The sequence below is a fragment of the Actinacidiphila polyblastidii genome, assembly GCF_036353415.1.
Lineage (GTDB): Bacteria > Actinomycetota > Actinomycetes > Streptomycetales > Streptomycetaceae > Actinacidiphila > Actinacidiphila polyblastidii.
The window spans coordinates 91322-105255 of sequence record NZ_JAZEWV010000023.1; the positions used below are offsets into that span (position 1 = coordinate 91322).

The 13934-nt window shown below is 74.9% G+C and carries 10 protein-coding genes; 5 read left to right on the plus strand and 5 right to left on the minus strand.

The genetic code is table 11. The features are described 5' to 3' along the window. Positions 1-5: 5 nt before the first annotated feature. Complete coding sequence (locus V2S66_RS23930; RefSeq protein ID WP_330798258.1) at positions 6-497, minus strand: FMN-binding protein; 492 nt, start codon at positions 495-497, stop codon at positions 6-8. Between the two features lie 72 nt (positions 498-569). After that, a complete protein-coding gene (locus V2S66_RS23935; RefSeq protein WP_330798260.1) occupies positions 570-1943 on the minus strand; it encodes a ferredoxin reductase family protein in 1374 nt (457 codons plus the stop codon). A gap of 171 nt (positions 1944-2114) precedes the next feature. On the opposite strand from V2S66_RS23935, the gene V2S66_RS23940 reads away from it, so the two are divergent. Together V2S66_RS23940 and V2S66_RS23945 are read left to right on the plus strand one after the other, a co-directional pair. Next, entirely contained in the window at positions 2115-2846 is a 732-nt protein-coding gene (locus tag V2S66_RS23940) for a response regulator transcription factor (protein ID WP_330798262.1), read from the plus strand. A 56-nt stretch (positions 2847-2902) separates the two neighbouring features. Then, positions 2903-4417: a sensor histidine kinase gene (locus tag V2S66_RS23945; RefSeq protein WP_330798288.1), complete on the plus strand. Its 1515-nt coding sequence runs from the start codon at positions 2903-2905 to the stop codon at positions 4415-4417. A gap of 51 nt (positions 4418-4468) precedes the next feature. Here V2S66_RS23945 and V2S66_RS23950 read toward each other — a convergent pair whose 3' ends face one another. Both V2S66_RS23950 and V2S66_RS23955 read right to left on the minus strand, forming a co-directional pair. Beyond that, positions 4469-5872 carry a glycoside hydrolase family 16 protein gene (locus tag V2S66_RS23950; RefSeq protein ID WP_330798264.1) on the minus strand — a complete coding sequence of 468 codons (1404 nt, stop codon included), beginning with the start codon at positions 5870-5872 and terminating at the stop codon, positions 4469-4471. Positions 5873-6036: 164 nt separating this feature from the next. Then, complete coding sequence (locus V2S66_RS23955; protein ID WP_330798265.1) at positions 6037-7527, minus strand: MFS transporter; 1491 nt, start codon at positions 7525-7527, stop codon at positions 6037-6039. Between the two features lie 59 nt (positions 7528-7586). Here V2S66_RS23955 and V2S66_RS23960 point away from each other — a divergent pair, with 59 nt between their 5' ends. Both V2S66_RS23960 and V2S66_RS23965 read left to right on the plus strand, forming a co-directional pair. Next, entirely contained in the window at positions 7587-8087 is a 501-nt protein-coding gene (locus V2S66_RS23960; protein WP_330798267.1) for a winged helix-turn-helix transcriptional regulator, read from the plus strand. A gap of 192 nt (positions 8088-8279) precedes the next feature. After that, entirely contained in the window at positions 8280-9782 is a 1503-nt protein-coding gene (locus tag V2S66_RS23965) for a dihydrolipoyl dehydrogenase family protein (RefSeq protein WP_330798269.1), read from the plus strand. A gap of 69 nt (positions 9783-9851) precedes the next feature. Here the strand turns inward: V2S66_RS23965 and V2S66_RS23970 are convergent, their stop codons facing one another. Next, the gene (locus tag V2S66_RS23970; protein WP_330798271.1) at positions 9852-11513 is read right to left on the minus strand and encodes a purple acid phosphatase family protein; all 1662 of its coding nucleotides are present in this window, start codon (positions 11511-11513) and stop codon (positions 9852-9854) included. A 292-nt stretch (positions 11514-11805) separates the two neighbouring features. Between V2S66_RS23970 and V2S66_RS23975 the strand changes: the two genes are divergently transcribed. Continuing rightward, positions 11806-13863 (plus strand): phosphocholine-specific phospholipase C, encoded by a 2058-nt coding sequence (locus V2S66_RS23975; protein WP_330798273.1) that lies wholly within the window; start codon positions 11806-11808, stop codon positions 13861-13863. Positions 13864-13934 lie beyond the last annotated feature (71 nt).

Here is a 13934-nt window from a genome sequence, read left to right on the forward strand (position 1 = left end):
CTCGCTCAGCCACCGGCCTTGTCCAATGCGCTCTGCAGGGACCGGAGATAGCCCTCGCTGGTGTAGGTCGCCCCGGAGACCGTGTCCACCCGGGCGCTCTGCGCGGCCAGCACCTCCTGGGTGAGCTGCGGCACCGCGAAGGAGGAGATCTCCTCGTCGCGCGGGTTGGACTGCGGCAGTTGGACCGCGGTCACGGCGGTGAGCCTCCCGCCGGTCACCGTGACGCGCAGTTGCACCGGGCCGTACCGGGTCTGCACCGCGTCGCCGTCCACGGTGCGGGTGCCGGACGTCGAGCCGCCACCGGTGGGCGGTGCGGTGGCGGCGCCCGAGGAGCCGGCCGGCCCCGAGGAGGTCGCCGTCGGCGCGGGAGCAGTGGTGAGCGGCGCCGCACCCGCCGTGCTGTGCGGCTTCAGGGACAGCAGCAGCAGACCGCCGGCCACCGTCGAGACGCTGGTGATCACGACGCGTCGCAGCGGCCGCGACGGAAGGGCACTCATGACACGCTCCCAGGGGTGGGCGGGACGGCGGACGGGCACGCGGCCGGCGACGGGGTCAGACGCACGGCCGGCTCACAGCTCGAAGGACTCGTGGTGGATGCGGCCGGCCGGCACGCCCGCGGCGCGCAGCGCCTCGTACGACTCGCGCAGCAGGCCGGGCGGCCCGCACACGTACACGTCGTGCTGGGCGATGTCCGGCAGGGCGGCCCGCAGCCCCTCCACGGAGAGCCGGGGCCGCCGTCCGTCGGGGGAGTTCACCGCCAGGTGCAGCCGCGCGCCGCGGGCGTGCGCGATCGACTCCAGCTCGCCGCGCAGCGCGAGGTCGGCGGCGGACCGGGCCCGGTAGATCAGCGTCAGATCGCCGGGCCGGGCGGGCAGCGCCTCGAAGAGCGCCCGCAGCGGCGTCACCCCGACACCACCGGCCAGCAGCAGTACCTTCTGCCGGGTCCGCCGGTCCGCGGTCAGCGCACCGTACGGACCCTCCGCCCAGATCCTGGTGCCGGGCGCGAGGCGGGCCAGCGCCGCGCTGTGCCCGCCGACCGCCTTCACGGTGATCCGCAGCAGGTCGGGCCGGGGCGCCGCGGACAGCGAGTACGGACTCGACGTCCACCACAGGCCGGGCGTGAGGAACCGCCAGCGAAGGAACTGGCCGGGGCGCGCCGCCAGTTCAGGCAGCCGCCGCCCGCCGATCACCACCGACACCACGCCCGGCGCCTCCTGGACCACCGCCCGCACCCGCAGCCCGTGGCGCAGGTTCGTCCGCAGCGGCACCAGCAGCCTGAACCAGAGCACGGCCGCGGCGGCCGACCCGTAGAGCCCGTACCAGTAGGCCCGGCCCGCGCCGCCGCCGCGGAGGTCGGCTCCGAGCGCGAGCTGGTGCCAGAAGGCGAGGAAGACCGCGAGGTAGGTGAGCAGGTGCAGGTGGTACCAGGTCTCGTAGCCGATCCGGCGGCGCACCGCGCGCACCGACAGCACGCCCACGGTGAGCAGCAGCAGCCCGCCCACCGTGCCCTTCAGCATGTCCGGGTACGTCGTCGCGACCGTCCAGCTCTCCCCGACCACCGGGGTGTGCGCCTGCACCGCGTACCCCCACAGGATCAGCACGGCGTGCGCGGTGAGCAGGCAGATCGTGTAACGCCCGGCCATCGCGTGCCAGCGGGCCACCCGGTCGCTGCCGACACCCGCCTCCAGCGCCGGTATCCGGGCCATCAGGCCGATCAGCAGGGCGCAGCTGTAGCCGGTCAGCAGCCCGGCGATCCGGCCGCCGCCGATCAGCCAGCCGGCCGGGCCGACGACCGGGCCGGTGTCCTTCCACCACAGCGCGACCACCGCGGCGGCACCCGCCCAGCACAGGGCGAGCACCGCCGCGGCGGGGGAGCGGCGGCCTGGACGGGCCGCCGCCGAGTGCCGGGCGGCCGCGGGACGAGGGGGAGTCGTGACGGTCACAGGGGGTTCCTTCCTGCCGCGGCGGCGGACGCCGGGGTCCGCCGCCGTCGCCAGCTTGCGGGGGAAACCTCTGAACCGGCTCTGAGCGGGCGCCGCCGGTCATGATTCACAGCCGATCCAGAGGAACCCGGCGCCCGCGCCCGCGGCCCGCCGCGCGATGCTGGACGGACCATGAACACCACCGCGCATCCGCTCGCCCATCCCGACGGCACACCCGTGCGCGTCCTCGTCGTCGACGACGAGCCCGACCTCGCCGAGGTGCTGGCCGGCGTCCTGGCCTACGAGGGGTGGGAGGTGCGCACCGCGGGGGACGTCGCCGCCGCCGTCGCCGAGGCCCGCGCCTTCCGGCCGGACGCGGTCGTGCTCGACGTGATGCTGCCGGACGGCGACGGCCTCGCCGTGCTGCGGCAGCTGCGCGCCGGGCAGCCGGAGGTCTGCGTGCTCTTCCTGACCGCCCGCGACGCCGTCGAGGACCGCATCGCCGGCCTCACCGCGGGCGGCGACGACTACGTCACCAAGCCGTTCAGCCTGGAGGAGCTGCTCGCCCGGCTGCGCGGGCTGCTGCGCAGGGCCGGCATGACCCGGGCGCGCGACGAGGCCGCGGTGCTGGCCGTCGGCGATCTGCTGATGGACGAGGACGCCCGCGAGGTGACCCGCGGCGGTCAGGTCGTCGAACTGTCCCCGACGGAGTTCGAGCTGCTGCGCTACCTGATGCGCAACCCGCGCCGGGTGCTGAGCAAGGCGCAGATCCTCGACCGCGTGTGGTCGTACGACTTCGGCGGCCAGGCGCACGTCGTGGAGCTGTACATCTCCTACCTGCGGCGCAAGATCGACGCGGGGCGCGAGCCGATGATCCACACCGTCCGGGGCGCCGGCTACCTGCTCAAGGCGGCACAGAGGTGACCGGTCCGGCGGCCGGCCCGGCGGCTCCGCGCGGGCCGCGAGCGCGGCCGCGGAGCCTGTGGCCCCGAACGCTGCGGCCCCGCGCCCTGCTGCCCCGGACCCTGCGCGCCCGGCTGACCTGCGGGCTCGTGGTGCTGCTCGCGGTGAGCTGCGCGGCCGTCGGCATCGCGGCGGTGGTCGGCCTGCGGTCGTTCCTCACCGGTCAGCTCGACCGGCAGCTCGCCGCCGCGGGCGGCCGCTTCCCCGCCAGCCTGGAGCACCCCGCCGGCCCGGACCAGCCCGGCGGCTCCGCGCATCCCGCGGGCAAGGAGCCCGACGCCGACAACCTGTACGCCGACACCCGCCGCCAGGCGCCCGGCACCTTCGGCGCCCGGCTGCTCGACGGCGAGGTCACCGCGGCGGGCGTGGTCCGCTCCGGCGCCGACACCTCCGTGCGGCTGACCGCGGGCGACCGGTCGGCGATCGCCGCGATCCCCGCCGACGGGCACTGCCACGGCCTGGAGCTGTCCGCGCTCGGCGACTACCGGGTCACCGCGATGCCCGGCGACGACGGCGACGTCCTGGTCACCGGCATGTCCCTGCGCAGCGTGCGGGACGCCGCGCAGCGGCTGATCGTGATCGAGGCCGCGGTCTTCGGCGGGGCGCTGGTCGTCGCGGGCGCGGCCGGCGCGTTCTGGGTGCGGTGGTCGCTGCGCCCGCTCAGCCGGGTCGCGTCGACGGCGGCCGCGGTGACCGCGCTGCCGCTGGACAGCGGCGAGGTCGTGCTGCCCGACCGGGTACCGGACACCGACCCCGGCACCGAGGTCGGCCGGGTCGGCGCGGCCTTCAACCGGATGCTCGGCCATGTGGAGAGCGCGCTGGGCAAGCGGCACGCCAGCGAGGAGCGGCTGCGCAGCTTCGCCGCCGACGCCAGCCACGAACTGCGCACCCCGGTCGCCTCGATCCGCGGCCACGCGGAGCTGGCCCTGCGCCACCCGGAGCCGGTGCCCGAGGGCGTGGCGCGGTCCCTGGCGCGGATCGCCGCGGAGTCCGCGCGGATGGGCGGCATGGTCGACGACCTGATGCTGCTGGCCCGCCTCGACGCCGGAAGGCCGCTGGCCCGCGAACCGGTGGACCTGACCCGGCTGGTGCTGGACGTGGTCGACGACGCGCGCGCCGCCGGGCCGGGCCACCGCTGGAACCTCGACCTGCCGGAGGAGCCGGTCACCGTCACCGGCGACGCCCACCGCCTCCACCAGCTCGCCGCGAACCTGCTGGCCAACGCCCGCGTGCACACGCCGTCAGGCACCCGCGTCACCGTACGGCTGCGCCAGTCGCGCGACGCCACCACGCTCGTCGTGCACGACGACGGTCCCGGCATCCCCGAGCAGCTGCGCGCCACCGTCTTCCAGCGCTTCACGCGGGCCCCGCAGCGCCACCCGCAGTCCGGCGCCGGCCTGGGCCTCTCCATCGTCACGGCGGTGGCCGCCGCCCACGACGGCGCGGCCGACGTGGCCAGCCGCCCCGGCGCCACCACCTTCACGGTGACGCTGCCGCGCGAGTCCGGCGAAGCCGCGTCGGACACCGCCTAGCGAGGCGGGCCGCCCCCGGTCCTCACGGGGTACGGGAGCGGCCCGCGCCGGTCAGCTGGGCTGGGTGTAGCTGAAGTGCGGGGTGTCGTACTGCGGGCCGCTCTTCTCGTAGGTGAACCAGTAGGTGAGCACGGTCCCCGCGGCCAGGCCGCCGACGTTCTGCGTCCAGGTCCCGGCGCTGTTGGTCATCCGGAGGTTCTGCTGGCCGCCGCCGTTGACCAGGTAGTGCACGTCCACGTAGGCCGCGGGCGTGGTCGGGGTGAAGGTGATCCTCGCCTGGCCGGCGCCGGTGGCCACCGCGTTGGCCGTGTAGTCGGGCGAGGTGGTGCCGCCGGTGGTGGCTCCGGTGGTCGAGCCGCCGGTGGTGGTCCCGGCCGTGGTTCCGGTGGTCGAGCCGCCGGTGGTGGTGCTGCCGGTGGTCGAGCCCGTCGTGCTGCCGGTGGTCCCGCCGGTCGTGCCGCTGCCGCCGGCGGTCTGGTAGACCGCCATCCAGTCGACGCTCATGCCGGCGCCGGAGCTGATGTCCGCCGACGGCGAGGTGCAGCCGCACACCTTGTTCGGGTACGAACCGCCGATCGCCACGTCGAAGATGGCGAAGAAGCCGTGGTCCACGGCGGCCTGCCAGGTGGCGGTGGACACCTGGTTCTCGTTGACCGTGAAGGTCAGCGTGCTGTCGAGGTAGAACCGCAGCTGCTCGGCCGCGGTGTTGGTGCGGTCCACGATCACCGAGTACGTGTGGTAGCCCGTCTGGCAGCCGGCGCACGCCTGCAGGCCGCTGCTGATGCCGTCCGGGTCGTGGCACTCACCGGCCCACGCCCCGCAGTGGAAGGTCGTCGAGTGCTGGCTGAGCGCGTTGACGTCCTCGAAGATGTCCAGCTCGCCGATGCTCGGCCAGTTGGTCGCGCCGACCGGCCGGGCGGCCGCGCCCATCGCCCAGAACGCCGGCCAGTAGCCCAGTCCGTGCTGGGGGTTGGGCTGCTGGATGGAGGCGCTGATCTTCAGCTGGCCGCCCGCGGGCGCGGCGAAGTCGGTGCGCTGGGTCTCGACGCGGCCGGACGTCCAGTGTCCGGACGCGTCCTTGACCGGCTTGATCACCAGGTGCCCGGAGCCGTCCTGGTAGACGTTGGCCGTCGAGTCGGTCGCCGACTCCAGCTCACCCGTGCCCCAGTTGCCGGCGGCTCCCGGATAGGCGTATCCGGTGCCGAGGTCGTACAGCCAGTTCGCGCGGTTCAGCCCGCTGCCGGAAGCGCCGCTGAAGTCGTCGCTGAAGACGGTGCTCCAGCCTGCCGGCGGCCCCGGCACCGCGGCCGCGGCCGAACCTCCGGTCACCGCGAGCCCCGCCACCGCGGACAGGACGAGGAGGAGCGCACCGAAGAGGACGAGCGGCAGCCGGCGCATCCGCCGGCCGCCGCGCCGGCTGCCCGGACCCCGGTCCGGACCTGCATAAGTGCTCATAAGGCGTCATGACCTTTCCGCCGCCCGAGGGGAAGGAGAAGAAGCTGCGGACCCTCGGTCTGAGAGCGCTCTCAGTCGTGGGGCCGAGCTGGAGTCTCGGGCGGTGACGCGGCCACGTCAAGCACTTGCGCACGATCCGGGTCCGGGGCGCGGTGCGCGCCGGCTCAGGAGGCGGCGTCCCCGCCGTCCGCCCCGGCCCGCGCCGGACGCGCCGCCCGGCCGGCCGCGGAGACCGGCGAGCCGGCCGGGGCGGGCGCGGCGGTCCTCGCCAGCTGGACGCCGAGGAGCGCGGTGACCAGGCTCAGTCCCGCGCCGATCGCCCAGGCCAGCCGGAAGTCCGACACCGACCCCGCGGTGACCTGCGAGCCGAGGATGGTGACCAGGACGGCCACGCCGACGGTTGAGGAGATCTGCCGCACGGAGTTGACCAGCGCGGAGCCGGTCGCGGCCCGGTCGCCGGGCAGCGACTGCACCCCGGCGGCGACCAGCGTCCCGAGCGCCAGCCCGACGCCCGCGCCGCCGAGCAGCATGTTCGGCAGCAGGTCGCCGGGGTAGTCGGGGGCGACGGACACGAAGACAGCCCGCCAGGTCAGGCCGGCCGCGAAGAGCAGCGCGCCGGCCGCGATCAGCGGCCCGTGCCCGAAGCGGTGCGCGGCCCGCGCGGTGAGGACGGTGACGACCGGCACCAGGGCGGGTCCCGGCACCAGGGCCAGGCCGGTGCGCAGCGCGCTCCAGTGCCAGACGTCCTGGCACCACAGCACGTTGGACAGCAGCATGATGGCGAACGCGGTGCCGTAGATGAAGGTCCCGGCGTTGGCGACCCCGAAGCGCGGCAGCCGCAGCAGGTGCAGCTCCAGCAGCGGCGCCCGGTGGTGCGCCGAGCGCCGCAGGAACCACGCCCCCGCGGCCACGGCCACCGCGAGCAGTACGAGCGTGCGCGGCGCGGTCCAGCCCCAGTCGGGAGCCTGCACCAGCGTGCCGGAGAGCGCGGCCACCGCGGCGGTGACGAGGGCGGCGCCCCACACGTCGGGGAAGGGGCCGGTCTCGCGGGCGGCGGGCCGGGGCAGCGCGGCCAGTCCCGCGGCGAAGGTGGCGGCCCCGATGGGGACGTTCACCACGAAGACCCAGCGCCAGTCGACCTGGACCAGCAGTCCGCCGAAGACCGGCCCCGCGGCCGCGGCCAGCCCGCCCACCGCGGCCCAGCCGCGGGTGGCGCGGGTGCGGCGCCCGGCCGGGACCGTGGCCAGCAGCAGCGCGAGCGAGGTGGGCAGCTGGGCGGCGGCGCCGACCGCCTGCACGATCCTGGCCACGACCAGCACCCACAGCGACGGCGCCACCGCGCAGCCGACCGAGGCCAGCGTGAAGACGGCGACCCCGGCCAGGAACACCGGCCGCTGGCCGATCCGGTCGCCGATCCGGCCGAGCACGACCAGCAGGGCGGCGAGCGTGATCGCGTAGGCGTTCAGCACCCAGGACAGGCTGCCCAGCGAGGCGGCGTGCCCGCCGCTGGTGAAGCTGTGCCCCATCGCGGGGAGCGCCACGTTGACGATCCACAGGTCCAGGTTGGTCATGAAGACCGCGAGGACCACGACGACGGAGGCGACCCGTTCGCGCTGCGGGAAGCTGTGCTTTGAGAATCCAAGTGCTGAGGGCATGGGCCCAGCCAAGCACGGCGGACTTTGGAAATCAAACCCCGGTGTGCCACCGTGGAGGAATGACAGACCTCCGTATCGACCCCGCCACGCTGCCCGGCCGGCCGTGCTCGGCCGCCTCGGCGCTGCAGCTCGTGGGCGACCGGTGGGCGCTGCTGGCGATCCGCGAAGTGAGCTTCGGCAACCACCAGTTCGGGCAGATCGCGCGCAACACCGGAGCGCCCACCGACCGGCTGGCGGCGCGGCTGAAGGACCTGGTCGCGGCCGGCGTCCTGGAGCGCAGGCCCAGCCCCGGCAACTCCCGCTACCAGGGCTACCACCTCACCCAGGCCGGCCGGGACCTGGGACCGGTCATCCGGGAGCTGGTGCGCTGGGGCGACCGGTGGGTGGTGACCGAACCGCCCCAGCGGTTCTGGCACACCGACCCGGACAGCGGCGAGCGGCACGAACTGCGCAGCGAGGTCGTCTGCACGGTGTGCGGCCGGCAGGTCGAGGGCCGCGACCTGCACCGCGAGACCGTCGCCGCGCACTGGGACCAGGCCGGACCGACCGAGGCCGGCTGACCCGCCGAGGCCGGCTGCCCCGCGGCGCGCCCGCCGGGTGCCGCCCGCCGGGTGCCGCCCGCCGGGCCGCCGCCCGGCGGGAAGAACGGGCGGCACGCCGAGCCGGGTCGCGGTGGCCCGGCCGCGCCGCCCGTAGGGTGGCCGCCAGGTCCGGCCGGCGGACCCGGTCCGCGCAGAGAGGGACAGGTGGTCATGGCGGCATCGGTCGACCCAGAACGGTCCGAGTGGGATGTCATCGTCGTGGGCGGCGCCGCCGCGGGCGAGAACGCCGCCCAGTACGCCGGCCAGTTCTCCGGTCTGGACACGGTCCTGGTGGAGGCGGCCCTGCTCGGCGGCGAGTGCTCCTACTGGGCCTGCATGCCCAGCAAGGGCCTGCTCCGGCCGGTCGAGATCATGAACACCGCCCGCCACCTCCCCGGCGTCGCCTCCGTGGTCGAGGGCGCCTCGATCGACGTCGCCGCGGCCCTGGCCCGCCGCGACGCGATCGTCAACCACCTCAGCGACGACAGCCAGATCTCCTGGGCGCTCGGCGCCGGCATCGACGTGGTCCGCGGCTACGGGCGGCTGACCGGGGAGCGCACGGTCGCCGTCACCGGGCCGGACGGCGCCGTCCGCACGCTGACCGCACGGCACGCCGTCGTCATCGACACCGGCTCCTCGCCGCTGGTCCCCGGCCTGCCGGGGCTGCGCGAGGCGCTGCCCTGGACGTCGCGGGACGTGACCAACCTGCACGAGGTGCCCCGCCGGGTGGCGGTCCTCGGCGGCGGCGTGGTGGGCTGCGAGTCGGCGACCTGGCTGCGCGGCCTGGGAGCGGCCGAGGTGAGCGTGATCCACCGCGACGCCGCCCTCCTGACGCGTCAGGAGCCCTTCGCCGGCGAGATGGTCGCCGCCGGGCTGCGCGAGAGCGGCGTGGACCTGCTGCTCGGCCGCAGCGTGACCGCGGTGCGGCGGCAGGACGCCCGCGACACCGGCGTCGGGCACGTGCACGGCGGAGAGGTGACGCTGACCCTCGACGACGGCTCGGAGCGGACCGTGGACGAGATCGTCGTCGCCACCGGCCGGGCCCCCAACACCGCCGACATCGGGCTGTCCAGCGTGGGACTCGCCGAGAGCGAGGGCCGGTACCTCGACGTCGACGACCAGCAGACCGTCAGGGGCGTCGACGGGCAGTGGCTCTACGCCATCGGGGACGCCTGCGGCCGGGCGCTGCTCACCCACATGGGCAAGTACCAGGCCCGGGTGGCCGGAGAGGTGATCGCGGCGCGGGCGCTCGGACGGATGCCGGCCGGCGCGCCGCAGGGGCGGTTCAGCGCCGCAGAGGGCCACCGGGCCCTGCCGCAGGTGACCTTCACCGACCCCGAGATCGGCTCCGTCGGCCTGACCGAGCGCGACGCCCGGCAGGCCGGCGTCGACGTGGAGACGGTCGAGTACGACATGGCCCAGCTGGCCGGCACCTACGTGCAGCGCGAGGACTACACGGGGCGCGCCAAGCTGGTCGTCGACCGCGGCGGCGACACCCTGGTCGGCGCGACCTTCGTCGGCAGCGGCGTCGCCGACCTGGTGCACTCCGCCACGGTGGCGGTGGTCGGCCGGGTGCCGCTCGACCTGCTCTGGCACGCCGTGCCCAGCTACCCGACGCCGAGCGAGGTCTGGCTGCGGCTGCTGGAGACCCTGGACCGGCAGCGGCGCGGGTGAGCGGGCGGCCCGCCGCCGCGACGCGGCGGCGGGCCGCACCCGGGACGGATCGGCGTCCCGGGCGGGGGGTCAGCGGTGCCCGTCCGACCGCTTCCTGTGCAGCGTGAACCGCTCGAAGACCGACAGGTCGCCGTTCGGCTTGTTCACGTTGTAGTACGTGACGTGCAGCCGGGTGGTGTCGCCGGGGAACCGGCCAGGGTCCACGGTGAAGGCCGCGAAGCCGTAGGGGTGGTCCAGGTCGCGGACGCCGCTCCAGACCGCCTGCTCCCTGACGTAGGTGGCGGCGCGCTTGCCGCCCTCGGGCCGGGTGTCGGCGACCGCGGTGATGACCTTGGCGGTGCCGTCCTTGAAGAAGGCCTGGTTGGTCGTGCCGGACACGCCGCCGCCGCCGAGCACCATGTGCACGGTGCCGAGGCCGGTGTCGATGTCGTCGGTGCGGGTCGAGGCCGGGTTCGGCGTCAGCGTCTCGCTGCCGCTGACCACGCCCCGCACCGCGAGCGACCGCTCGTAGTTGTGCTCGTGGCCGCAGACCACCAGGTCCACCCCGTAACGGTCGAACAGCGGACCGTACTTGGCGCGCAGCCCGAGGTCGGCGCCGTTGGCGTCGGAGGAGCTGATCATCACCTGGTGCATGGCGACGACCACCCAGTCGACCTCGCGGTCGGACCTGGCGGCCTTCAACTCCCGCTCCAGGAAGGCCATCTGGCGCCCGCCGGAGTAGCCGTTGACGTAGAGGTCGCCGCCGTCCTGGAGGCAGTTGTCGTCGTTCTGCAGCACGATCACCCGCACCGAGCCGGCGGTGAACGCGTAGTACAGACCGGCCAGTTCGGCGTCCGTCTCGGTGGACGGCAGATCGAAGTAGGTCTGGTAGGCGCCGAGGCCGACCGGGCCGTTGCCGCTCTCGATCTCGTGGTTGCCGGCGGCCGGCATCCACGGCCGGAACCGGGCCGAACGCGTGTTGTTGGTGAAGAAGTTGTTCCAGGTCCGCACCCGGTCGACGTCCAGGTTGGCGTAGCACAGGTCGCCGTTGAGCAGGTGGAAGAGCGGCGCCACCGACTCCACGCCGGTCACGATGTCCTTGGTGGCGGGCGTCGAGTTGGCGTCCAGTGTCGCCACCCCGGCGGCCGACCAGGTCACCTGCGGCGCCGACTGGTCGCCGAAGCTGGTGAAGGTCAGCGGGCGGCGGCCGCGCGGCGCCGTCCTGAAGGTGCCGCTGTCCGGCGTGGCGCCGTCGTGCGAGACCAGGTAGAGGTAGTCGGTCTCCGGCCGCAGCCGGGTCAGCGGCGCGTGGTGCACGTAGACGGTGCGCCCCGACTTGCCGTCGGTGTACGTCCTGGTGCGCGCGGACGCGCCCGAGCCCAGGCCGTGGCCCAGCGTGCCGTACAGCACGCGCGGGCGCCTGACCGGGCCGTCGGTGATCCAGGAGACCACCATCTGGCTGGACGGGTCGGCGCCGAAGGTCAGGTGCAGGCCCTGCACCGGCGGCGCGCCGCCGACGTCGGGGGAGGGGTGGAAGGCCGGCGCGCCGGCCGGCTCGGCCGCCGCGGGCCCGGCCGTCAGCAGCGGGGCGGCGACGGCGCCGACGCCCGCGGTGCCGAGCAGCCCGACCGCGGTGCGGCGGGTGACGCGGCCGGCGGACCGGTCGGCCGCACCGGCGGCCGGCCCGGAGGTGGCGCCGGACGTCTCACTGCCGTCACCGGACGGCGTCGACGAGTCCAACTGTGCAACCATGGTTGCTCCTTGGTGCCTGGACGGGGAACCCGTGAAGACTCGCGCCCGGCGGCGACGCCCAGTTGAACGCCGCCTTGCGGGACGGCGTCGGAACGCGCTGTGACGAGGCGACCGCGCAGCCGTTCACCCTTCCGCCCCAGCCATCCCGTCCGTCCCGCCGCCCCGCGCGGGCCAGGCTGTTCGTGCCGCGTACCGGGCGCCGTCACGCGTGCGACACCGCCCCTTCGCCTGCGCTCGCTGACCTTGGTGGAACCTCACGATCCCCCTCCCACCCGAAGAGGTCCTCGCAGCCATGACCGAACTCAACCGGCGGCGCTTCCTCCAGGTCGCCGGCGCCACCGCGGGCTTCACCGCCCTGTCCGGCAGCATCACCCGCGCTGCCGCCATCCCCGCCGCCCGCAGGACCGGCACGCTGAAGGACGTCGAGCACATCGTCGTCCTGATGCAGGAGAACCGGTCCTTCGACCACTACTTCGGCTCGCTCCGCGGCGTGCGCGGCTTCGGGGACCCGCGCCCCGTGACGCTGCCGAGCGGCAGGTCGGTGTGGCACCAGCCGGACGGCGACCGCGAGGTGCTGCCGTACCGCCCGGACGCCGAGGACCTGGGGCTGCAGTTCATCGAGGGCCTCAACCACGAGTGGACCGGCAGCCACGCGGCCTTCGCCGACGGCCGCTACGACCGCTGGATCGCCGCCAAGTCGGCCGGCACCATGGCGTATCTGACCCGCGACGACATCCCGTTCCACTACGCGCTCGCCGACGCCTTCACCGTCTGCGACGCCTACCACTGCTCGTTCATCGGCGGCACCGACCCCAACCGCTACTACATGTGGTCCGGTCACACCGGCAACGACGGCAAGGGCGGCGGCCCGGTCCTCGACAACTCCGAGGCCGGCTACTCCTGGACCACCTACCCGGAGCGGCTGGAGGAGCGCGGGGTGTCCTGGAAGGTCTACCAGGACGTCGGCGACGGCCTGGACGCCGAGCACTCCTGGGGCTGGATCGAGGACGCCTACCGCGGCAACTACGGCGACAACTCGCTGCTGTACTTCGACCAGTACCGCAACGCCCAGCCTGGCGACGCGCTCTACGAGAAGGCCCGCACCGGCACCGACGCCAAGGCGGGCGACGGCTTCTTCGACGTGCTGCGCGCCGACGTCCAGGCCGGCCGGCTGCCGCAGGTCTCCTGGATCGCCGCCCCCGAGGCGTTCTCCGAGCACCCCAACTGGCCCGCCAACTACGGCGCCTGGTACGTCTCGCAGGTCCTGGACGCGCTCACCTCCAACCCCGAGGTGTGGAGCAGGACCGCGCTGTTCATCACCTACGACGAGAACGACGGCTACTTCGACCACGTCGTGCCGCCGTTCGCACCGCCCGCGGCCGGCCGCGGCGCCTCCACGGTGAGCACCGAGGGCGAGGTGTACCAGGGCGGCGGCACCTACGCCGCGGGCCCCTACGGGCTCGGCCAGCGGGTGCCCATGCTCGTCGTCTCGCCCTGGAGCACCGGCGGTTACGTGTGCTCCGAGGTCTTCGACCACACCTCGATCATCCGCTTCATGGAGCGCCGCTTCGGCGTCCACGAGCCCAACATCTCGCCGTGGCGGCGCGCGGTGTGCGGCGACCTCACCTCCGCCTTCGACTTCTCCCTCGGGCACGACCGCCCCGCCGACCTGCCGGGCACCGACGGCTACCGGCCCACCGACGGCCGGCGGCACGACAGCTACGTCCCGGTGCCGCCGGCCACCGCGGTGCTGCCCAAGCAGGAGCGGGGCGCCCGGCCCACCCGCCCGCTCGCGTACGCGCCGCTCGCCGACGCGGCCGTCACCGCGGCCACCGGCCGGGCGACGCTGACCTTCGGCGGCGGCGCCGCGGCCGGCGTGTGCTTCCACGTCACGGCCGCCGACCGCGCCGACGGCCCCTGGACGTACACCGCCGAGGCCGGCAAGAAGATCTCCGGCAGCTGGGACACCTCCGCGGCGCAGGGCGGGTACGACCTCACCGTGCACGGCCCGAACGGCTTCCTGCGCGGCTTCCAGGGCACGGCGCACACCGCCGGTCCCGAGGTGACAGCCCGTCATGAGGCGGCGAGCGGACGGGTCGAGCTGACCCTGGCCAACCCCGGCCGGCACGACGTCCGGCTCACCGTCCGCAACGCCTACGACGGCCGGCACCGCACCGTCGTGGTACGCGCGGGGCACAGCGAGAGGTACACGGCCGACCTCGCGCGCAGCGGGCGCTGGTACGACCTCACGGTGGTGAGCGACCACGACGCGGCCTTCTCCCGGCGCTTCGCCGGGCACGTCGAGACCGGCAGGCCCGGCGTCAGCGACCCGGCGATCATCACGCACTGACCCACGGGTGCCCGGTGGCCCGGAGCCCGGCGGCGGCGCCCTCAGCGGCGCCGCCCCCCCCCGCCCCACCG

Excerpts from the sequence above, each read along its gene's own strand:
- V2S66_RS23940 (WP_330798262.1), top strand. The coding sequence starts at position 2,115 with ATGAACACCACCGCGCATCCGCTCGCCCATCCCGACGGCACACCCGTG.
- V2S66_RS23930 (WP_330798258.1), bottom strand. The coding sequence starts at position 497 with ATGAGTGCCCTTCCGTCGCGGCCGCTGCGACGCGTCGTGATCACCAGC.
- V2S66_RS23965 (WP_330798269.1), top strand. The coding sequence starts at position 8,280 with ATGGCGGCATCGGTCGACCCAGAACGGTCCGAGTGGGATGTCATCGTC.
- V2S66_RS23970 (WP_330798271.1), bottom strand. The coding sequence starts at position 11,513 with ATGGTTGCACAGTTGGACTCGTCGACGCCGTCCGGTGACGGCAGTGAG.
- V2S66_RS23950 (WP_330798264.1), bottom strand. The coding sequence starts at position 5,872 with ATGAGCACTTATGCAGGTCCGGACCGGGGTCCGGGCAGCCGGCGCGGC.
- V2S66_RS23955 (WP_330798265.1), bottom strand. The coding sequence starts at position 7,527 with ATGCCCTCAGCACTTGGATTCTCAAAGCACAGCTTCCCGCAGCGCGAA.
- V2S66_RS23960 (WP_330798267.1), top strand. The coding sequence starts at position 7,587 with ATGACAGACCTCCGTATCGACCCCGCCACGCTGCCCGGCCGGCCGTGC.
- V2S66_RS23975 (WP_330798273.1), top strand. The coding sequence starts at position 11,806 with ATGACCGAACTCAACCGGCGGCGCTTCCTCCAGGTCGCCGGCGCCACC.